This window comes from Vibrio tasmaniensis, from assembly GCF_024347635.1.
Lineage (GTDB): Bacteria > Pseudomonadota > Gammaproteobacteria > Enterobacterales > Vibrionaceae > Vibrio > Vibrio tasmaniensis.
Genome location: NZ_AP025510.1, coordinates 326,658 through 342,963, shown reverse-complemented (window position 1 = coordinate 342,963; position 16,306 = coordinate 326,658). Strand labels below are relative to the sequence as shown.

Genomic DNA, 16,306 nt, shown 5'->3' with positions numbered 1-16,306 from the left:
TATAGTGAATAGGTCGATTACTTTATTACTTAAGGAAGAATAATGAAGAAAATACTCATCACTGTACTCAGCAGCCTTGCTGTAGTCTCTTGCGCTAGCACTAGCGATTCTGAACAAACCGGTTCATCATTAGATACCAACTATTCTCAACTATCACAAACTGCACTGATGGCAGCTGTGAATATGTGGTCTCAGCAAAATGAAACAACGCCACTTGCTGATACAGTTGCTAATCAAGCCTCTGTAACAAGCGATCAAGCGATCGGTGGGATTGGTTCAATGTTAGCTCTCGCACAAAATTCACTTGGCACTACAGACAACAAAGAACTCGCAACGCTGATTCCTGGAATGTCGACGCTTGAGTCTACTGGCTTATCGTCTGTTCTAAGCTCGCAAGGTGCTGTAGAAAGTGCGTTTGCAGGGTTAGGTATGGATTCGTCAATGATCACAACATTCGCGCCAATCATTCTTCAAACACTTCAATCTCAAGGTGCAACCAGCGGACTGATGGATTCACTTACAGCTATTTGGCAGTAGGCCTTAGCGATTAGTTGATTAATTGAAGAATTTGGTAAGGGCACTTCGGTGCTCTTTTTTATGCGTGGGATAAAAGGGGGGTTGAGATACGAGATACGAGATACGAGATACGAGATACGAGATACGAGATACGAGATACGAGATACGAGATACGAGATACGAGATACGAGATATTTTTGAAAAATGGCGTAGATAAGACAAGCAAAAAATGCCAAATATCATGGTGCAATTTATATTATCTATTCCTTATTCTGCAGATACAAAAAAGCCGAGCTAATGCTCGGCTTTTGTATTAAGAATCTAGTATAGATTACTCAGCAGCTTCTTCAGCAGCTGGGCGGTCTACAAGCTCAATGTAAGCCATTGGAGCTTTATCACCAGTACGGAAACCACATTTAAGAATGCGAGTGTAACCACCTTGGCGAGCCGCGAAACGCGGGCCTAGTTCATTAAATAGTTTTGCCACAACTTCGTTATCACGAGTGCGAGCAAATGCAAGACGACGGTTAGCAACACTGTCTGTCTTAGCTAGGGTAATCAATGGCTCAATTACGCGACGTAGTTCTTTTGCTTTAGGCACGGTAGTTTTAATAACTTCGTGACGAACAAGAGAGCTAGCCATGTTGCTGAACATCGCTTTGCGATGACTGCTGTTGCGGTTGAGTTGACGACCACTTTTACGATGGCGCATGACCTAATCCTTCTAACTTTTCGATTAATCTTCAGCGATTGACGCTGGTGGCCAGTTTTCTAGACGCATGCCTAGAGAAAGACCACGTGAAGCAAGCACATCTTTAATCTCTGTAAGAGATTTCTTACCAAGGTTTGGCGTTTTAAGTAGCTCAACCTCAGTGCGCTGTACAAGATCACCGATGTAGTGAATCGCTTCTGCCTTCAAACAGTTAGCAGAGCGAACTGTTAGTTCAAGATCGTCTACAGGACGTAGTAGGATAGGATCGAATTCTGGCTTCTCTTCCTTCTCCTCAGGTACACGTACATCACGAAGATCTACGAACGCATCCAATTGTTCAGCTAAAATAGTAGCTGCACGACGGATTGCTTCCTCAGGTTCAAGAGTACCGTTCGTTTCCATATCGATAACAAGCTTGTCTAAGTCAGTACGTTGTTCTACACGTGCCGCTTCTACAGCATAGGCGATTTTATCGACCGGGCTGTAAGTAGCGTCAACAAGTAGACGACCGATTGGACGCTCATCTTCTTCAGTATGGATACGAGCTGAAGCTGGAACGTAACCACGACCACGTTCTACTTTGATACGCATAGCGATCTCAGCATTGTCATCCGTTAGGTGACAAATTACGTGCTCAGGGTTAGCGATCTCTACATCACCATCGTGGGTGATGTCACCTGCAACAACAGGGCCTGAGCCTGATTTGTTCAGTGTAATAAACACTTCATCTTTGCCTTCAGCAACGCGTACAGCTAAACCTTTAAGGTTTAGAAGGATTTCCAGGATATCTTCCTGAACGCCTTCTTTAGTGCTGTATTCGTGTAGCACACCTTCAATTTCAACTTCTGTTACGGCACAACCCGGCATAGAAGATAGAAGAATGCGGCGAAGAGCATTACCTAGAGTGTGGCCGAAACCGCGCTCTAATGGCTCAAGAGTTACTTTCGCGTGTGTCGTATTGATCTGTTCAATGTCAACAAGACGCGGCTTAAGAAATTCTGTTACAGAACCCTGCATTGTGTCCTCTCTTTTTTTAACCTTACTTAGAGTAAAGTTCGACGATCAAGTGTTCATTGATGTCAGCTGATAGGTCAGAACGCTCAGGCATACGCTTGAATGTACCTTCCATTTTGCCAGCATCTACTTCAATCCAAGTTGGCTTTTCACGTTGTTCAGCAACTTCTAGAGCCGCTTTAATACGAGATTGCTGTTTAGCTTTCTCGCGGATAGAAACAACGTCGTTTGCCGCTACTTTGAAAGAAGGAACGTTTACAACTTTACCGTTAACTAGAATAGACTTGTGGCTAACTAGTTGACGAGATTCAGCACGAGTAGCGCCAAAGCCCATACGGTAAACTACGTTATCAAGACGACCTTCAAGAAGCTGAAGCAGGTTTGCACCTGTGTTGCCTTTAAGACGTGCAGCTTCTTTGTAGTAGTTGCGGAATTGTTTTTCTAGAACGCCGTAAATACGACGAACTTTTTGCTTCTCACGAAGCTGAACGCCATACTCAGATAGACGACCGCGACGAGCGCCGTGTACACCTGGTGCGTTATCAATTTTACACTTGGTATCGATCGCACGGACACCAGACTTAAGGAATAAGTCAGTACCTTCGCGACGGCTAAGCTTCAGCTTAGGACCCAAATATCTTGCCATGATCTTTCTCCAATATTCCTAGAAACGAAACTTAAACGCGACGTTTCTTAGGTGGACGACAACCGTTATGAGGGATTGGTGTCGCATCAACAATGTTAGTGATACGGAAACCAGCAGCGTTCAGTGCACGAACAGTAGATTCGCGACCTGGACCTGGACCCTTAACCATAACTTCCAAGTTCTTTAGGCCATATTCTTTAGCCATTTCACCACAACGCTCAGCTGCAACTTGTGCTGCGAACGGAGTAGATTTACGAGAACCACGGAAACCTGAACCACCTGCTGTAGCCCATGCAAGAGCGTTGCCTTGACGGTCAGTGATAGTTACGATTGTGTTGTTGAAAGAAGCATGAATGTGCGCTACGCCATCAGCTACTTGCTTGCGTACGCGCTTACGCGCGCGAGTTGGTTGTTTTGCCATTGTACTCTACCTTATCCGACTATTTCTTGATCGGCTTGCGCGGACCCTTACGGGTACGAGCGTTGGTTTTAGTACGCTGTCCACGTAGTGGTAGACTGCGACGATGACGAAGACCGCGGTAACAGCCAAGGTCCATAAGACGCTTGATGTTCATCGATACTTCACGACGTAGATCACCTTCTACAGTGTATTTAGCTACACCATCACGCAGTTGATCGATCTGCTCTTCAGTTAGTTCACTGATCTTAGCATCTTCAGCAATACCCACTTCAGCTAGAATAGCTTGAGAGCGAGTTTTACCAATACCGTAGATTGCAGTAAGTGCAATTACAGAATGCTTATGATCAGGAATGTTAATGCCGGCTATACGGGCCATTATTCACTCCTAAGGGGGTTCATAAAAGAATTATCCGCAGCAAAGCCCGTGATGGATACGCTGCGGCATACTACTTCTTTTGCACGCAAAAGGTAGGCCGAGGAATATACTCGACTCTACCTAGTATTTCAAGTAAAAATTTCTGCTGATTAGCCTTGGCGTTGCTTATGCTTTGGCTCACTGCAAATCACGCGAACGACACCGTTACGCTTGATAACTTTACAGTTACGGCAGATTTTTTTAACGGAAGCACGAACTTTCATTGCTAAACTCCGTAAATGGAATCGAAATAATTACTACCGGATTAACGGCCGTAACCTTTCAGATTCGCTTTCTTTAACACAGAATCATACTGTTGTGACATCAGATGAGTCTGTACCTGTGCCATGAAATCCATGATAACTACCACTACGATTAGTAGTGATGTGCCGCCGAAGTAGAAACGAACGTTCCACGCGACCATCATGAATTCAGGAATCAGACATATAAAAGTAATGTATAGAGCGCCCGCAAGGGTTAGTCTAGTCATCACTTTATCGATATATTTCGCTGTCTGCTCACCTGGGCGGATACCGGGTACGAATGCACCAGACTTCTTCAAATTATCAGCTGTTTCACGCGGGTTAAACACCAACGCTGTATAGAAGAAACAGAAGAAGATTATAGCTGCTGCATAAAGCATTACATACAAAGGTTGACCTGGGCTAAGAGCTAATGACACGTCAGTTAACCAACCGAACGCGCTGCTTTCACCATTTTGACCAAACCATTGTGCTAATGTTCCTGGGAACAAAATAATACTCGATGCAAAAATCGCTGGAATAACACCTGCCATATTAATCTTAAGAGGCAAGTGAGAGCTTTGAGCTGCAAAAACTTTACGACCTTGTTGACGCTTCGCATAGTTAACGACGATACGACGTTGACCACGTTCCATGAAAACTACGAAGTAAATTACAGCAAAAGACAATACCGCGATAAACAACAGAAGAAGCACATGCAATTCACCTTGACGCGCTTGCTCGATTGTTTGACCGATTGCAGAAGGCAATCCAGCAACAATACCTGCAAAAATCAGAATGGAAATACCATTACCGATTCCTCGCTCAGTGATTTGTTCACCTAACCACATCAAAAACATGGTACCAGTTACTAAACTCACGGTAGCAATAAGCGTAAACATGGTTTGGTTGATAACAACCAGATTGTCGACCATGTTTGGTAAGCCTGTTGCGATACCAATAGCTTGGAATGTTGCAAGTACAAGCGTGCCGTAGCGTGTATATTGGCTTATCTTACGACGGCCTGCTTCACCCTCTTTTTTGAGTTCCGCTAACGCTGGATGAACTACAGTTAGCAATTGGACTACGATCGATGCCGAAATGTACGGCATGATACCCAATGCTAATATAGATGCACGCTCAAGAGCACCACCGGAGAACATGTTAAACATTTCTACGATGGTACCTTTTTGCTGATCGAACAAATCGGCAAGTACAGCTGCGTCAATACCAGGGATCGGCACAAAAGAGCCGGCTCGGAATACTAAAAGTGCACCAATTACGAATAATAAGCGCGACTTTAGTTCACTTAAGCCGCTCTGAGCACTACGAAAATCTTTTCCTGGTTTCTTAGCCATCTGTACCTCGTTCCTCGAGATTATTCCTCGATTTTACCGCCTGCAGCTTCGATTGCAGCTTTAGCGCCTTTAGTCACGCGTAGACCTTTAACAGTCACAGCTTTGCTTAGGTCACCAGAAAGAACGATCTTAACAAACTCGATGTTCTTAGTGATAACGTTAGCAGCTTTAAGGCTGTTAAGATCAACTACGTCACCTGTTACTTTCGCTAGCTCAGCTAGACGAACTTCAGCAGACACTAGGCTCTTACGAGAAGTGAAACCGAATTTAGGTAGACGTTGTTTTAGAGGCATTTGACCGCCTTCAAAACCTGGACGGACAGAGCCGCCAGAACGTGACTTTTGACCTTTGTGACCGCGGCCACCTGTTTTACCAAGGCCAGAACCGATACCACGACCTACACGCTTCTTAGAAGGTTTAGAGCCAGCAGCCGGTGATAGAGTATTCAAACGCATTCTGATTACTCCTCAATCTTAACCATGTAGTAAACCTTGTTGATCATACCGCGTACGCACGGAGTATCTTCAAGTTCTACTGTATGGTTGATGCGACGAAGACCTAGACCTTTAAGACACGCTTTGTGCTTAGGTAGGCGACCAATTGAGCTTTTAGTTTGAGTTACTTTAATAGTTGCCATCGTGTGCTTACTCCGAAATAGATTCAACAGTTAGACCACGTTTAGCAGCAACCATTTCTGGTGACTTAACGTCTACTAGAGCACCAATCGTTGCGCGAACAACGTTGATAGGGTTCGTTGAACCGTATGCTTTAGAAAGAACGTTATGTACGCCTGCAACTTCAAGTACGGCACGCATTGCACCACCGGCAATAACACCTGTACCTTCAGCAGCTGGCTGCATGTAAACTTTAGAGCCCGAATGACGACCTTTCACCGGGTGGTGAAGAGTGCCTTCGTTAAGCGCAACAGTAACCATGTTACGACGCGCTTTTTCCATTGCTTTTTGAATCGCAGCAGGTACTTCACGAGCTTTGCCGTAACCGAAACCTACGCGACCATTACCGTCACCAACTACTGTTAGTGCAGTGAAGCTCATGATTCGACCACCTTTAACCGTCTTAGATACACGGTTAACAGCGATCAGCTTTTCTTGCAAATCATTAGCTTGTTGTTGTTCTTTAGCCATCTTCCAACCCTACCTTAGAATTTCAGACCAGCTTCGCGAGCAGATTCTGCTAGCGCCGCTACTCGACCGTGGTATTGGAAACCAGAACGGTCAAATGCAACTGAAGCTACGCCTTTTTCAAGAGCGCGCTCAGCAACAGCTTTACCAACTGCTTTAGCTGCATCGACGTTACCAGTGTTCTTAACTTGCTCACGGATCGCTTTTTCTACAGTAGAAGCAGCTGCGATAACCTCAGAGCCGTTTGCCGAGATAACTTGAGCGTAAACATGGCGAGGAGTACGATGTACTACCAAGCGAGTTGCACCAAGTTCTGCAATCTTACGACGTGCACGTGTAGCACGACGGATGCGAGATGCTTTCTTATCCATAGTGATACCTTACTTCTTCTTAGCTTCTTTAGTACGCACATTTTCATCTGCGTAACGAACACCTTTGCCTTTGTAAGGCTCAGGAGCACGGTAAGAACGAATGTCAGCCGCAACTTGACCTACTACTTGCTTATCGCAACCAGTAATGATGATCTCAGTTTGGCTAGGGCACTCAGCTTTAATACCTTCAGGTAGAGCGTGCTCTACTGGGTGAGAAAAACCAAGAGTTAGACCTACAGAGTTGCCTTTCATAGCAGCACGGTAACCAACACCCTTAAGAGTAAGCTTCTTAGTGAAGCCCACTGTAACACCCACAACCATGTTATTAACTAGAGCGCGAGCTGTACCAGCTTGTGCCCATGCGTTAGTAACACCTTCTTTCGGTCCGAAAGTTAGGTTGTTTTCTTCCTGTGCAATAACTACGGCGCTGTTAAGAACGCGAGTAAGCTCACCTTTGCTACCTTTTACAGTAACTTCTTGGCCGTTTAGTTTCACCTCTACGCCAGCTGGAATAGCGACAGGTGCTTTAGCAACACGAGACATAATCTACTCCTTAAGCTACGTAACAGATGATTTCACCGCCAAGACCTGCTTTACGAGCAGCACGGTCAGACATCAGACCCTTGGAAGTAGAAACAACTGCAATACCAAGACCACCCATCACTGTAGGTAAAGAGTCTTTATTTTTATAAACTCTTAAACCAGGACGTGATACGCGCTTGATTTGCTCGATTACAGGTTTAGCTTGGAAGTACTTAAGAGTAACTTCTAGCTCAGGTTTTGCTTCGCTGTCAACAGCGAAGTCTACGATGTAACCTTCAGCTTTAAGTAATGCAGCAATTGCAACTTTAAGCTTTGAAGAAGGCATTTTTACAGCAACTTTATTTGCTGCCTGACCGTTACGAACGCGGGTCAGCATATCCGAAATCGGATCTTGCATGCTCATAAGATTTACTCCAAATGATTAAGTGGCAATTACCAGCTAGCCTTACGAAGACCCGGAATCTCGCCTTTCATGCAAGCTTCGCGAACCTTAATACGGCTTAGACCGAATTTACGTAGGTAACCGTGTGGACGACCAGTTTGGTTGCAACGGTTGCGCTGACGTGATGCACTTGAATCACGTGGAAGAGATTGCAGTTTAAGAACCGCATTCCAACGATCTTCTTCAGATGCGTTTACATCGCTAATGATAACTTTTAGCGCAGAACGCTTTTCAGCGAACTTAACTACTAGTTTTGCACGTTTAGCTTCACGTGCTTTCATTGATTGTTTAGCCATAACAGTAACCCTACCCTTACTTACGGAATGGGAAGTTAAAGGCAGCCAGCAGAGCTCGGCCTTCCTCATCGGATCCCGCAGATGTCGTGATAGTAATATCAAGACCGCGGACACGATCGACTTTATCGTAGTCGATTTCCGGAAAGATGATTTGCTCGCGAACGCCCATGCTGTAGTTACCGCGTCCGTCAAAAGACTTAGCGCTAACACCACGGAAATCACGTACACGTGGAAGTGCGATAGAGATTAAACGCTCTAAAAATTCCCACATGCGCTCACCACGCAAGGTTACTTTACAACCAATTGGGTAGCCTTCACGAATTTTGAAACCAGCTACAGATTTACGCGCTTTCGTGATAAGTGGCTTCTGACCAGAGATCGTTGCCATATCAGATGCTGCGTTTTCTAGCAGTTTCTTATCGTTGATTGCTTCACCAACGCCCATGTTTAGGGTGATTTTCTCAATCCTAGGGACTTGCATGACGCTTGTGTAGCTGAACTCTTTGGTAAGCTCAGCGACTACAGACGACTTGTAGTAATCATGCAGTTTCGCCATAGTAGAACTCCAAATTACTTCTAATTAGTTAGAAACAGTTTCGCCGTTAGATTTGAAGAAACGAACTTTCTTGCCATCTTCGATACGGAAACCGATACGGTCTGCTTTACCAGTAGCCGCGTTAAAGACTGCAACGTTAGAAGCATCAATAGCTGCTTCTTGTTCAACGATGCCACCTTGTTGACCTAGAGCCGGAACCGGCTTTTGGTGTTTTTTAACAAGATTGATGCCTTCAACAACAACTTTACCAGTTGTCAGAACCTTAGTTACTTTACCTTTCTTGCCTTTATCTTTACCAGCAAGAATGATTACTTCGTCATTACGACGGATTTTAGCTGCCATGTTGCCGCTCCTTACAGAACTTCAGGTGCAAGTGATACAATCTTCATGAATTTCGCGTTACGAAGTTCACGAGTCACAGGACCAAAGATACGTGTGCCGACTGGTTGCTCAGTAGTGTCATTTAACAATACACAAGCATTACTGTCGAAGCGAATGACAGAACCGTCTGGGCGACGAACGCCTTTACGGGTGCGCACTACTACCGCCTTCAGAACATCACCTTTCTTTACTTTACCGCGAGGAATCGCTTCCTTCACTGTAACCTTGATGACGTCACCGATATGTGCATAACGGCGGTGAGAGCCACCCAGAACCTTAATACACATTACCTTGCGCGCGCCAGAGTTATCTGCTGCGTCAAGTGTACTTTGCATCTGGATCATTGTTAGTGCTCCGCTAAATATTAAAACTAGACCCTCTCGGGTCGGGCTGCCTCTTTAAAAGGGACGCGAATTGTACCACCCTTTTTTTAAATTGGGTAGACAAAAAACAAGCGGCTCCAAAAAATTATTTGGAGCCGCTTATAAGTTATAGAATTACAAAGATTAAATCTTCGCTTTTTCTAGAACTTTAACCAATGTCCAAGACTTAGTCTTAGACAAAGGACGACACTCAGCGATTTCAACTTTGTCGCCTAGGCCACAAGTGTTGTCTTCGTCGTGTGCGTGTACTTTAGTCGTGCGTTTGATGAACTTACCGTAAATTGGGTGTTTTACAGTACGTTCAATAGCAACAACGATAGACTTGTCCATCTTGTCACTTACTACACGGCCTTGCTGGATGCGGTTAGTTTCGCTCATTATGCGCCTGCCTTTTCAGTCAAAACAGTTTTCACACGTGCGATGTCACGGCGTACAGCTTTTAGAGTATGAGTTTGCTGTAGTTGACCAGTTGCAGCTTGCATGCGCAAGTTAAACTGTTCACGTAGCAAATTCAATAGCTCAGCGTTAAGCTCTTCAACGTTCTTTTCGCGTAGATCTTGTGCTTTCATCACATCACCTGCTTAGTTACAAAAGTAGTTTTAACAGGCAGTTTACGCGCCGCTAGGCGGAACGCTTCACGTGCCAACTCTTCAGGTACGCCATTCATCTCGTACATAACTTTGCCTGGTTGGATTTGAGCAACCCAGTACGCAACTGAACCTTTACCTTTACCTTGACGAACTTCAAGAGGCTTTTCAGTAATAGGTTTGTCTGGAAAAACACGGATCCAGATTTGACCTTGACGCTTAATGTGACGTGTCATAGCACGACGTGCCGCTTCGATTTGACGTGCAGTCAGGCGACCACGGCCAACAGCTTTAAGACCGAATTCGCCGAAGCTTACTTCAGTACCTTTAGCTAGACCACGGTTACGACCAGTCATAACCTTGCGGAACTTAGTACGTTTTGGTTGTAGCATCGTTCGACTCCTTACTTACGGCCTTTACGCTGCTTCTTAGGCTTATCGCCTTTTGGCTCTACTGCGTTAGCAGCTGGCATACCGCCTAGAATCTCACCTTTGAAGATCCAAACTTTAATGCCGATCACACCGTATTGAGTGTGAGCCGAAGAAGTTGCGTAATCAATGTCTGCACGTAGAGTGTGTAGAGGCACACGGCCTTCACGGTACCACTCTGAACGTGCGATTTCAGCACCGCCAAGACGGCCGCCTACTTGTACTTTGATGCCTTTAGCGCCTAGACGCATAGCATTTTGTACCGCACGCTTCATTGCACGACGGAACATAACACGACGCTCTAGTTGAGACGCGATGCTATCAGCTACAAGCTGACCATCTAGCTCAGGCTTACGTACTTCAGCGATGTTAATTTGCGCTGGTACACCTGCGATTTTAGCTACAGCTGCGCGTAGCTTCTCTACGTCTTCACCTTTCTTACCGATAACAACGCCAGGACGAGCTGTGTGAATAGTCACACGGATGCTCTTAGCTGGACGCTCGATAACGATACGAGATAATGATGCTTTTTGTAGTTCCTTGGTAAGGAACTGACGTACCTTGAAGTCGCCGTCTAGGTTGTCAGCGAATTCGTTGGTATTAGCAAACCATGTAGCATTCCAAGGCTTGACGATGCCAAGACGAATACCATTAGGATGTACTTTCTGACCCATTGCTTACTCTCCTAGTCTTTAGCGATCTGCTACAACAATAGTGATGTGGCTTGAACGCTTCAAGATACGATCCGCACGACCTTTAGCACGAGGCATAATACGCTTCATGATAGGGCCCTCATCTACGAAGATTTTAGCGACATTTAGATCGTCGATATCTGCACCTTCGTTATGTTCCGCGTTAGCGATAGCTGACTCAAGAACTTTCTTAACTAAAACAGCAGCTTTTTTGTTGCTGAAAGTTAGAATTTCTAGAGCCTGGTCTACCGACTTACCGCGAATTTGGTCTGCAACTAAGCGAGCTTTCTGTGGAGAAATACGAGCAAAGTTATGTTTAGCTAAAGCTTCCATCATCTACTCCTTATTTCTTCTTAGCTTTCTTATCTGCAGCATGACCGCGATAAGTACGAGTTGGTGCAAATTCGCCTAGTTTGTGACCGATCATTTCTTCGGTAACGAAAACTGGGACGTGCTGACGACCATTATGGACAGCGATGGTCAAACCAATCATTGTTGGGATGATCATTGAGCGACGGGACCAAGTCTTAATAGGCTTTTTGTCTCCGCTTTCCACCGCTTTCTCTACCTTCTTCAGCAAGTGTAGGTCAATAAAAGGACCTTTCTTGAGAGAACGTGGCATGGCGATTCCTCTTTATAAATTATTTAGTGCGACGACGTACGATGTACTTGTCAGTGCGCTTATTCTTACGAGTCTTGAAGCCCTTAGTAGGAACGCCCCAAGGAGATACTGGGTGACGACCACCAGATGTGCGGCCTTCACCACCACCATGTGGGTGATCCACCGGGTTCATTACTACACCACGTACGGTTGGACGTACGCCGCGCCAGCGTGAAGCACCAGCTTTACCAAGTTCACGTAGCATATGCTCAGAGTTACCAACTTCACCGATCGTTGCACGACCTTCAGAAAGAACTTTGCGCATTTCACCAGAACGTAGACGGATAGTTACGTATGCACCATCGCGAGCGATGATTTGAGCATAAGCACCAGCCGAACGAGCTAGTTGTGCACCTTTACCAGGTTTAAGTTCAACACAGTGTACAGTAGAACCTACTGGGATGTTGCGCATCGGCAGAGTGTTACCTGCTTTGATTGCAGCATCTACGCCAGATTGAATCTGGTCGCCTGCGTTAACACCTTTAGGTGCAATGATGTAACGACGCTCACCGTCTGCGTACAGAACTAGAGCGATGTTAGCACTACGGTTTGGATCGTATTCTAGACGCTCAACTTTCGCTGGGATGCCATCTTTAGTACGTTTGAAGTCAACCAGACGGTAATGGTGTTTATGACCACCACCGATGTGACGTACTGTAATACGACCGTTGTTGTTACGACCACCGTTCTTAGAGTTTTTCTCTAGAAGTGGTGCGTATGGCTTACCCTTGTGCAGGTCAGCGTTAACAACTTTAACGACGTGACGACGACCAGGGGAAGTCGGCTTACATTTAACAATAGCCATTTTTACTACTCCTGTTATTCCGCGCCGCCAACGAAGTCAAGATCTTGACCTTCTTTCAAAGTAACGTAGGCTTTCTTAACGTCTGAACGACGGCCTTCACGCATACCTTGACGTTTGGTCTTACCCTTTAATACAAGAGTATTTACAGACTTAACTTCAACTTCAAATAGCTTTTCTACAGCTGCTTTGATCTCTTTCTTAGTTGCATCTTTAGCTACTTTGAAAACGATAGTGTTCGCTTTCTCAGCTGCCATAGTTGCTTTTTCAGAGATGTGCGGAGCACGTAGAACTTTTAAGATACGCTCTTCAGTGATCATGCTAGCATCTCCTCAACTTGCTTAACTGCGTCAGCAGTCATCAGAACCTTGTCGAAAGCGATTAGTGATACTGGATCAACACCAGCAACATCACGTGCATCTACTTTGTATAGGTTACGAGCAGCTAAGAATAGATTTTCATCTACTTCGCCAGTCACAATCAGAACGTCATTTAGCTCAAGCTCTTTAAGCTTAGCTACAAGTTCTTTTGTTTTTGGTGCTTCTACAGAGAAGTTATCAACAACGATTAGACGCTCTTGACGAATCAACTCAGAAAGAATGCTTTTCATAGCACCGCGGTACATTTTCTTGTTAACTTTTTGGCTGTGATCTTGTGGTTTCGCAGCAAAAGTAACACCACCTGTACGCCAGATTGGGCTACGAATTGTACCAGCACGTGCACGGCCAGTACCTTTTTGGCGCCATGGCTTAGCACCGCCGCCTGATACTTCAGAACGAGTCTTTTGAGCACGAGTACCTTGACGAGCACCTGCTGCATATGCAACAACTACTTGGTGTACTAGAGCTTCGTTAAAGTCACGTCCGAAAGTAGTCTCGGAAACAGTTAGTGCATCAGCACCTTTAACCATCAATTCCATTACTTACTCCTAGACGTTATGCTTTAACAGCAGGTTTTACGATCACGTTACCGCCTGTTGAGCCTGGTACTGCACCTTTAATAAGGAGTAGATTGCGCTCAGCGTCAACACGTACGATCTCTAGGTTTTGAGTCGTTACACGCTCAGCACCCATGTGACCTGCCATTTTCTTGCCTTTAAACACGCGGCCTGGAGTTTGACATTGGCCAATTGAACCCGGTGCGCGGTGAGACAAAGAGTTACCGTGAGTCATATCTTGAGTAGAGAAGTTCCAACGCTTGATAGCGCCTTGGAAGCCTTTACCTTTAGATGTACCAGTAACGTCTACTTTTTTAATTTCGTTGAAAAGTTCTACGTTTAGCTCAGCGCCAACTTCAAACTCTTCGCCGTTTTCTAAACGGAATTCCCAAAGACCGCGACCTGCTTCAACACCCGCTTTCGCGAAGTGACCAGCTTCAGGTTTAGTTACACGGTTAGCTTTCTTAGCACCAGTAGTTACTTGGATTGCTGCGTAGCCGTCTGTCTCAAGAGTTTTAACTTGAGAAATACGGTTCGCTTCAACCTCAACAACAGTTACTGGGATAGAAACGCCTTCTTCAGTAAATACGCGGGTCATACCCACTTTACGTCCGACTAGACCAATCATTATTCTTATCTCCCTTAACCTAGGCTGATTTGAACATCAACGCCAGCTGCAAGATCAAGACGCATTAGAGCATCAACAGTTTTATCTGTTGGCTCAACGATGTCGATCAAACGCTTGTGAGTACGAATTTCGTACTGATCACGTGCATCTTTGTTGACGTGTGGAGAGGTAAGAACAGTGAAACGCTCTTTACGAGTAGGAAGTGGAATAGGACCACGAACCTGTGCGCCAGTACGTTTTGCTGTTTCAACGATTTCCGCAGTTGAAGCATCGATTAGCTTGTAATCAAACGCTTTAAGGCGGATACGAATACGTTGGTTCTGCATGAGACAGAGCTCCAATTATTAAAAATTACACAAACAATATCGCCACTCAAGCTCGAAAGAACGAGAGAATGCCGATTGATTTATGTGAAACCGTAGCATCCAAAATTAGGACGCATTGTCAGTTAACTTTTGAAGTAAACACAAGGCTTACTATTTTTATTAACCGCGAACATAAGCTGAGTATACATTACTAGGTAAGACCTACTCCTCAGTGCTCATTGGTTCACAAACCGGCGTTAACCAGTGCGATGCATTATACAGATCACGTTTTAGTATGCAAGTGGTGTTGGAAGAATAATCGGAATATATTTGTGAAAAGGTTTCGAGGACAAGCTGCGTAACAAAAGTAGAGTAACAAGGGATGGGAGTGCGAAAGGAAAGCAAAAATAAAAATGGTGGGAAAGTGGAATAAAATAAAAGGGAAGCCGAAGCTTCCCTTTTCTTATGCAGTTCTTCTAATGAAGAGTGTGCAAAAATCTAAATGCTATTAAGCGAAGATTTTAGCTACAACACCAGCACCAACTGTACGGCCACCTTCGCGGATTGCGAAACGTAGACCTTCGTCCATTGCGATTGGAGCGATTAGCTCAACAGTCATTTGAACGTTGTCACCTGGCATTACCATTTCTACGCCTTCTGGTAGAGTGATATCGCCTGTTACGTCAGTTGTACGGAAGTAGAACTGTGGACGGTAACCCTTGAAGAAAGGAGTGTGACGGCCGCCTTCGTCTTTAGAAAGTACGTATACTTCAGACTCAAACTTAGTGTGTGGGTTGATTGAACCTTTAGCAGAAAGTACTTGGCCACGTTCAACGTCATCACGCTTAGTACCACGTAGAAGTGCACCAACGTTCTCACCTGCACGACCTTCGTCAAGCAGTTTACGGAACATTTCAACACCAGTACAAGTAGTAAGAGTAGTCTCTTTGATACCAACGATTTCTACTTCGTCACCTACACGTAGGATACCGCGCTCGATACGACCAGTAACTACAGTACCACGACCTTGGATTGAGAATACATCTTCAATAGGAAGTAGGAACGGTAGATCAACAGCACGCTCTGGAAGTGGAATGTAAGAATCTAGTGCTTCTGCAAGCTCAACGATCTTGTCTTCCCACTGCTTTTCGCCGTTTAGAGCGCCAAGTGCAGAACCTTGAATTACTGGAAGGTCGTCTCCTGGGTACTCGTACTCAGAAAGAAGTTCACGAACTTCCATTTCTACTAGCTCAAGTAGCTCTTCGTCATCAACCATGTCACATTTGTTCATGAATACGATGATGTAAGGGATACCAACTTGACGACCAAGTAGGATGTGCTCACGAGTTTGTGGCATAGGGCCATCTGTAGCAGCAACAACTAGGATACCGCCGTCCATTTGAGCAGCACCAGTGATCATGTTTTTAACATAATCGGCGTGTCCAGGACAGTCTACGTGTGCGTAGTGACGTTCAGGAGTATCGTACTCAACGTGAGAAGTTGCGATTGTGATACCGCGCTCGCGCTCTTCTGGAGCGTTATCGATAGATGCGAAATCTTTAGCAACACCGCCGTACACTTTTGCAAGTGTAGTACAGATAGCAGCAGTTAGAGTTGTTTTACCGTGGTCAACGTGGCCGATAGTACCAACGTTTACGTGCGGTTTCGTACGTTCAAATTTTTCTTTAGACACAATCGTGTTCCTTCCTAGTTATGATTCGCCACGTTCATTATTGAGCGAGACGCGCCAGAAATTGCTATTTTATGCGCCAACTCTCGTTAGCGCAATATTTGGACGCATTGTTCTTTCAAAAAATGAAAAAAATGC

The 16,306-nt window shown here is 45.1% G+C and carries 30 protein-coding genes; 1 reads left to right on the top strand and 29 read right to left on the bottom strand.

Annotated elements, in window-relative coordinates:
• The first annotated feature begins 42 nt into the window (after positions 1 to 42).
• The gene (locus OCV44_RS01610; protein WP_139685452.1) at positions 43 to 537 is read left to right on the top strand and encodes a DUF2780 domain-containing protein; all 495 of its coding nucleotides are present in this window, start codon (positions 43 to 45) and stop codon (positions 535 to 537) included.
• Positions 538 to 847: 310 nt separating this feature from the next.
• Here OCV44_RS01610 and rplQ read toward each other — a convergent pair whose 3' ends face one another.
• The 29 genes from rplQ to tuf all read right to left on the bottom strand — a co-directional run bounded on the left by rplQ (position 848) and on the right by tuf (position 16,171).
• Entirely contained in the window at positions 848 to 1,228 is a 381-nt protein-coding gene (gene rplQ / locus OCV44_RS01605) for a 50S ribosomal protein L17 (protein ID WP_004729812.1), read from the bottom strand.
• Between the two features lie 24 nt (positions 1,229 to 1,252).
• Positions 1,253 to 2,245, bottom strand: a complete 993-nt coding sequence (locus OCV44_RS01600) for a DNA-directed RNA polymerase subunit alpha (RefSeq protein WP_004729813.1) — start codon at positions 2,243 to 2,245, stop codon at positions 1,253 to 1,255.
• Between the two features lie 22 nt (positions 2,246 to 2,267).
• Positions 2,268 to 2,888: a 30S ribosomal protein S4 gene (rpsD, locus tag OCV44_RS01595; RefSeq protein WP_004738777.1), complete on the bottom strand. Its 621-nt coding sequence runs from the start codon at positions 2,886 to 2,888 to the stop codon at positions 2,268 to 2,270.
• A gap of 31 nt (positions 2,889 to 2,919) precedes the next feature.
• Positions 2,920 to 3,309: a 30S ribosomal protein S11 gene (rpsK, locus tag OCV44_RS01590; protein ID WP_004738778.1), complete on the bottom strand. Its 390-nt coding sequence runs from the start codon at positions 3,307 to 3,309 to the stop codon at positions 2,920 to 2,922.
• 19 nt (positions 3,310 to 3,328) lie between these two features.
• The gene (gene rpsM, locus OCV44_RS01585) at positions 3,329 to 3,685 is read right to left on the bottom strand and encodes a 30S ribosomal protein S13 (protein ID WP_004738779.1); all 357 of its coding nucleotides are present in this window, start codon (positions 3,683 to 3,685) and stop codon (positions 3,329 to 3,331) included.
• Positions 3,686 to 3,834: 149 nt separating this feature from the next.
• A complete protein-coding gene (gene rpmJ, locus OCV44_RS01580; protein ID WP_000868186.1) occupies positions 3,835 to 3,948 on the bottom strand; it encodes a 50S ribosomal protein L36 in 114 nt (37 codons plus the stop codon).
• Positions 3,949 to 3,989: 41 nt separating this feature from the next.
• Entirely contained in the window at positions 3,990 to 5,324 is a 1,335-nt protein-coding gene (gene secY, locus OCV44_RS01575) for a preprotein translocase subunit SecY (RefSeq protein ID WP_004736759.1), read from the bottom strand.
• Positions 5,325 to 5,344: 20 nt separating this feature from the next.
• Positions 5,345 to 5,779, bottom strand: a complete 435-nt coding sequence (gene rplO / locus OCV44_RS01570) for a 50S ribosomal protein L15 (RefSeq protein WP_004736758.1) — start codon at positions 5,777 to 5,779, stop codon at positions 5,345 to 5,347.
• A gap of 5 nt (positions 5,780 to 5,784) precedes the next feature.
• Positions 5,785 to 5,961 carry a 50S ribosomal protein L30 gene (rpmD, locus tag OCV44_RS01565; RefSeq protein WP_004736756.1) on the bottom strand — a complete coding sequence of 59 codons (177 nt, stop codon included), beginning with the start codon at positions 5,959 to 5,961 and terminating at the stop codon, positions 5,785 to 5,787.
• 7 nt (positions 5,962 to 5,968) lie between these two features.
• Positions 5,969 to 6,469, bottom strand: coding sequence for a 30S ribosomal protein S5 (gene rpsE, locus OCV44_RS01560; RefSeq protein WP_004736754.1), 501 nt, complete (start codon positions 6,467 to 6,469; stop codon positions 5,969 to 5,971).
• A gap of 14 nt (positions 6,470 to 6,483) precedes the next feature.
• Complete coding sequence (gene rplR, locus OCV44_RS01555) at positions 6,484 to 6,837, bottom strand: 50S ribosomal protein L18 (protein WP_009847783.1); 354 nt, start codon at positions 6,835 to 6,837, stop codon at positions 6,484 to 6,486.
• A gap of 9 nt (positions 6,838 to 6,846) precedes the next feature.
• Positions 6,847 to 7,380: a 50S ribosomal protein L6 gene (gene rplF / locus OCV44_RS01550; protein WP_139686122.1), complete on the bottom strand. Its 534-nt coding sequence runs from the start codon at positions 7,378 to 7,380 to the stop codon at positions 6,847 to 6,849.
• Between the two features lie 10 nt (positions 7,381 to 7,390).
• Positions 7,391 to 7,783 (bottom strand): 30S ribosomal protein S8, encoded by a 393-nt coding sequence (gene rpsH / locus OCV44_RS01545; protein WP_009847785.1) that lies wholly within the window; start codon positions 7,781 to 7,783, stop codon positions 7,391 to 7,393.
• A 29-nt stretch (positions 7,784 to 7,812) separates the two neighbouring features.
• The gene (rpsN, locus tag OCV44_RS01540; RefSeq protein WP_004736747.1) at positions 7,813 to 8,118 is read right to left on the bottom strand and encodes a 30S ribosomal protein S14; all 306 of its coding nucleotides are present in this window, start codon (positions 8,116 to 8,118) and stop codon (positions 7,813 to 7,815) included.
• A 16-nt stretch (positions 8,119 to 8,134) separates the two neighbouring features.
• The gene (rplE, locus tag OCV44_RS01535) at positions 8,135 to 8,674 is read right to left on the bottom strand and encodes a 50S ribosomal protein L5 (protein WP_004736744.1); all 540 of its coding nucleotides are present in this window, start codon (positions 8,672 to 8,674) and stop codon (positions 8,135 to 8,137) included.
• A gap of 24 nt (positions 8,675 to 8,698) precedes the next feature.
• Positions 8,699 to 9,016: a 50S ribosomal protein L24 gene (gene rplX, locus OCV44_RS01530; protein WP_004736742.1), complete on the bottom strand. Its 318-nt coding sequence runs from the start codon at positions 9,014 to 9,016 to the stop codon at positions 8,699 to 8,701.
• Between the two features lie 11 nt (positions 9,017 to 9,027).
• Entirely contained in the window at positions 9,028 to 9,399 is a 372-nt protein-coding gene (gene rplN, locus OCV44_RS01525; protein ID WP_004736740.1) for a 50S ribosomal protein L14, read from the bottom strand.
• Between the two features lie 162 nt (positions 9,400 to 9,561).
• The gene (rpsQ, locus tag OCV44_RS01520; RefSeq protein ID WP_004736739.1) at positions 9,562 to 9,816 is read right to left on the bottom strand and encodes a 30S ribosomal protein S17; all 255 of its coding nucleotides are present in this window, start codon (positions 9,814 to 9,816) and stop codon (positions 9,562 to 9,564) included.
• A complete protein-coding gene (gene rpmC, locus OCV44_RS01515) occupies positions 9,816 to 10,007 on the bottom strand; it encodes a 50S ribosomal protein L29 (RefSeq protein WP_004736737.1) in 192 nt (63 codons plus the stop codon). Before rpmC ends, rpsQ begins: the two co-directional genes overlap by 1 nt.
• Positions 10,007 to 10,417: a 50S ribosomal protein L16 gene (rplP, locus tag OCV44_RS01510; protein WP_004736736.1), complete on the bottom strand. Its 411-nt coding sequence runs from the start codon at positions 10,415 to 10,417 to the stop codon at positions 10,007 to 10,009. The genes rpmC and rplP overlap by 1 nt, the downstream gene beginning before the upstream one ends.
• 11 nt (positions 10,418 to 10,428) lie before the next feature.
• A complete protein-coding gene (gene rpsC / locus OCV44_RS01505) occupies positions 10,429 to 11,127 on the bottom strand; it encodes a 30S ribosomal protein S3 (protein ID WP_004736734.1) in 699 nt (232 codons plus the stop codon).
• 18 nt (positions 11,128 to 11,145) lie between these two features.
• Positions 11,146 to 11,478 carry a 50S ribosomal protein L22 gene (gene rplV / locus OCV44_RS01500; protein ID WP_004736732.1) on the bottom strand — a complete coding sequence of 111 codons (333 nt, stop codon included), beginning with the start codon at positions 11,476 to 11,478 and terminating at the stop codon, positions 11,146 to 11,148.
• Between the two features lie 10 nt (positions 11,479 to 11,488).
• The gene (rpsS, locus tag OCV44_RS01495; protein ID WP_004736729.1) at positions 11,489 to 11,767 is read right to left on the bottom strand and encodes a 30S ribosomal protein S19; all 279 of its coding nucleotides are present in this window, start codon (positions 11,765 to 11,767) and stop codon (positions 11,489 to 11,491) included.
• A 19-nt stretch (positions 11,768 to 11,786) separates the two neighbouring features.
• Complete coding sequence (gene rplB / locus OCV44_RS01490) at positions 11,787 to 12,611, bottom strand: 50S ribosomal protein L2 (RefSeq protein ID WP_012604912.1); 825 nt, start codon at positions 12,609 to 12,611, stop codon at positions 11,787 to 11,789.
• A 14-nt stretch (positions 12,612 to 12,625) separates the two neighbouring features.
• Positions 12,626 to 12,928 carry a 50S ribosomal protein L23 gene (gene rplW, locus OCV44_RS01485; protein ID WP_004736765.1) on the bottom strand — a complete coding sequence of 101 codons (303 nt, stop codon included), beginning with the start codon at positions 12,926 to 12,928 and terminating at the stop codon, positions 12,626 to 12,628.
• On the bottom strand, positions 12,925 to 13,527 hold the full coding sequence (gene rplD, locus OCV44_RS01480) for a 50S ribosomal protein L4 (RefSeq protein ID WP_004736764.1): 603 nt from the start codon (positions 13,525 to 13,527) through the stop codon (positions 12,925 to 12,927). The genes rplW and rplD overlap by 4 nt, the downstream gene beginning before the upstream one ends.
• Before the next feature lie 16 nt (positions 13,528 to 13,543).
• Complete coding sequence (rplC, locus tag OCV44_RS01475; RefSeq protein WP_004736763.1) at positions 13,544 to 14,173, bottom strand: 50S ribosomal protein L3; 630 nt, start codon at positions 14,171 to 14,173, stop codon at positions 13,544 to 13,546.
• Between the two features lie 14 nt (positions 14,174 to 14,187).
• A complete protein-coding gene (gene rpsJ, locus OCV44_RS01470; RefSeq protein WP_004736761.1) occupies positions 14,188 to 14,499 on the bottom strand; it encodes a 30S ribosomal protein S10 in 312 nt (103 codons plus the stop codon).
• Positions 14,500 to 14,986: 487 nt separating this feature from the next.
• Positions 14,987 to 16,171, bottom strand: a complete 1,185-nt coding sequence (gene tuf / locus OCV44_RS01465; RefSeq protein WP_012604914.1) for an elongation factor Tu — start codon at positions 16,169 to 16,171, stop codon at positions 14,987 to 14,989.
• Positions 16,172 to 16,306 lie beyond the last annotated feature (135 nt).

Coding starts and splice junctions, on each gene's coding strand:
- OCV44_RS01610 (WP_139685452.1), top strand. CDS start 43: ATGAAGAAAATACTCATCACTGTACTCAGCAGCCTTGCTGTAGTCTCT.
- rplQ (WP_004729812.1), bottom strand. CDS start 1,228: ATGCGCCATCGTAAAAGTGGTCGTCAACTCAACCGCAACAGCAGTCAT.
- OCV44_RS01600 (WP_004729813.1), bottom strand. CDS start 2,245: ATGCAGGGTTCTGTAACAGAATTTCTTAAGCCGCGTCTTGTTGACATT.
- rpsD (WP_004738777.1), bottom strand. CDS start 2,888: ATGGCAAGATATTTGGGTCCTAAGCTGAAGCTTAGCCGTCGCGAAGGT.
- rpsK (WP_004738778.1), bottom strand. CDS start 3,309: ATGGCAAAACAACCAACTCGCGCGCGTAAGCGCGTACGCAAGCAAGTA.
- rpsM (WP_004738779.1), bottom strand. CDS start 3,685: ATGGCCCGTATAGCCGGCATTAACATTCCTGATCATAAGCATTCTGTA.
- rpmJ (WP_000868186.1), bottom strand. CDS start 3,948: ATGAAAGTTCGTGCTTCCGTTAAAAAAATCTGCCGTAACTGTAAAGTT.
- secY (WP_004736759.1), bottom strand. CDS start 5,324: ATGGCTAAGAAACCAGGAAAAGATTTTCGTAGTGCTCAGAGCGGCTTA.
- rplO (WP_004736758.1), bottom strand. CDS start 5,779: ATGCGTTTGAATACTCTATCACCGGCTGCTGGCTCTAAACCTTCTAAG.
- rpmD (WP_004736756.1), bottom strand. CDS start 5,961: ATGGCAACTATTAAAGTAACTCAAACTAAAAGCTCAATTGGTCGCCTA.
- rpsE (WP_004736754.1), bottom strand. CDS start 6,469: ATGGCTAAAGAACAACAACAAGCTAATGATTTGCAAGAAAAGCTGATC.
- rplR (WP_009847783.1), bottom strand. CDS start 6,837: ATGGATAAGAAAGCATCTCGCATCCGTCGTGCTACACGTGCACGTCGT.
- rplF (WP_139686122.1), bottom strand. CDS start 7,380: ATGTCTCGTGTTGCTAAAGCACCTGTCGCTATTCCAGCTGGCGTAGAG.
- rpsH (WP_009847785.1), bottom strand. CDS start 7,783: ATGAGCATGCAAGATCCGATTTCGGATATGCTGACCCGCGTTCGTAAC.
- rpsN (WP_004736747.1), bottom strand. CDS start 8,118: ATGGCTAAACAATCAATGAAAGCACGTGAAGCTAAACGTGCAAAACTA.
- rplE (WP_004736744.1), bottom strand. CDS start 8,674: ATGGCGAAACTGCATGATTACTACAAGTCGTCTGTAGTCGCTGAGCTT.
- rplX (WP_004736742.1), bottom strand. CDS start 9,016: ATGGCAGCTAAAATCCGTCGTAATGACGAAGTAATCATTCTTGCTGGT.
- rplN (WP_004736740.1), bottom strand. CDS start 9,399: ATGATCCAGATGCAAAGTACACTTGACGCAGCAGATAACTCTGGCGCG.
- rpsQ (WP_004736739.1), bottom strand. CDS start 9,816: ATGAGCGAAACTAACCGCATCCAGCAAGGCCGTGTAGTAAGTGACAAG.
- rpmC (WP_004736737.1), bottom strand. CDS start 10,007: ATGAAAGCACAAGATCTACGCGAAAAGAACGTTGAAGAGCTTAACGCT.
- rplP (WP_004736736.1), bottom strand. CDS start 10,417: ATGCTACAACCAAAACGTACTAAGTTCCGCAAGGTTATGACTGGTCGT.
- rpsC (WP_004736734.1), bottom strand. CDS start 11,127: ATGGGTCAGAAAGTACATCCTAATGGTATTCGTCTTGGCATCGTCAAG.
- rplV (WP_004736732.1), bottom strand. CDS start 11,478: ATGGAAGCTTTAGCTAAACATAACTTTGCTCGTATTTCTCCACAGAAA.
- rpsS (WP_004736729.1), bottom strand. CDS start 11,767: ATGCCACGTTCTCTCAAGAAAGGTCCTTTTATTGACCTACACTTGCTG.
- rplB (WP_012604912.1), bottom strand. CDS start 12,611: ATGGCTATTGTTAAATGTAAGCCGACTTCCCCTGGTCGTCGTCACGTC.
- rplW (WP_004736765.1), bottom strand. CDS start 12,928: ATGATCACTGAAGAGCGTATCTTAAAAGTTCTACGTGCTCCGCACATC.
- rplD (WP_004736764.1), bottom strand. CDS start 13,527: ATGGAATTGATGGTTAAAGGTGCTGATGCACTAACTGTTTCCGAGACT.
- rplC (WP_004736763.1), bottom strand. CDS start 14,173: ATGATTGGTCTAGTCGGACGTAAAGTGGGTATGACCCGCGTATTTACT.
- rpsJ (WP_004736761.1), bottom strand. CDS start 14,499: ATGCAGAACCAACGTATTCGTATCCGCCTTAAAGCGTTTGATTACAAG.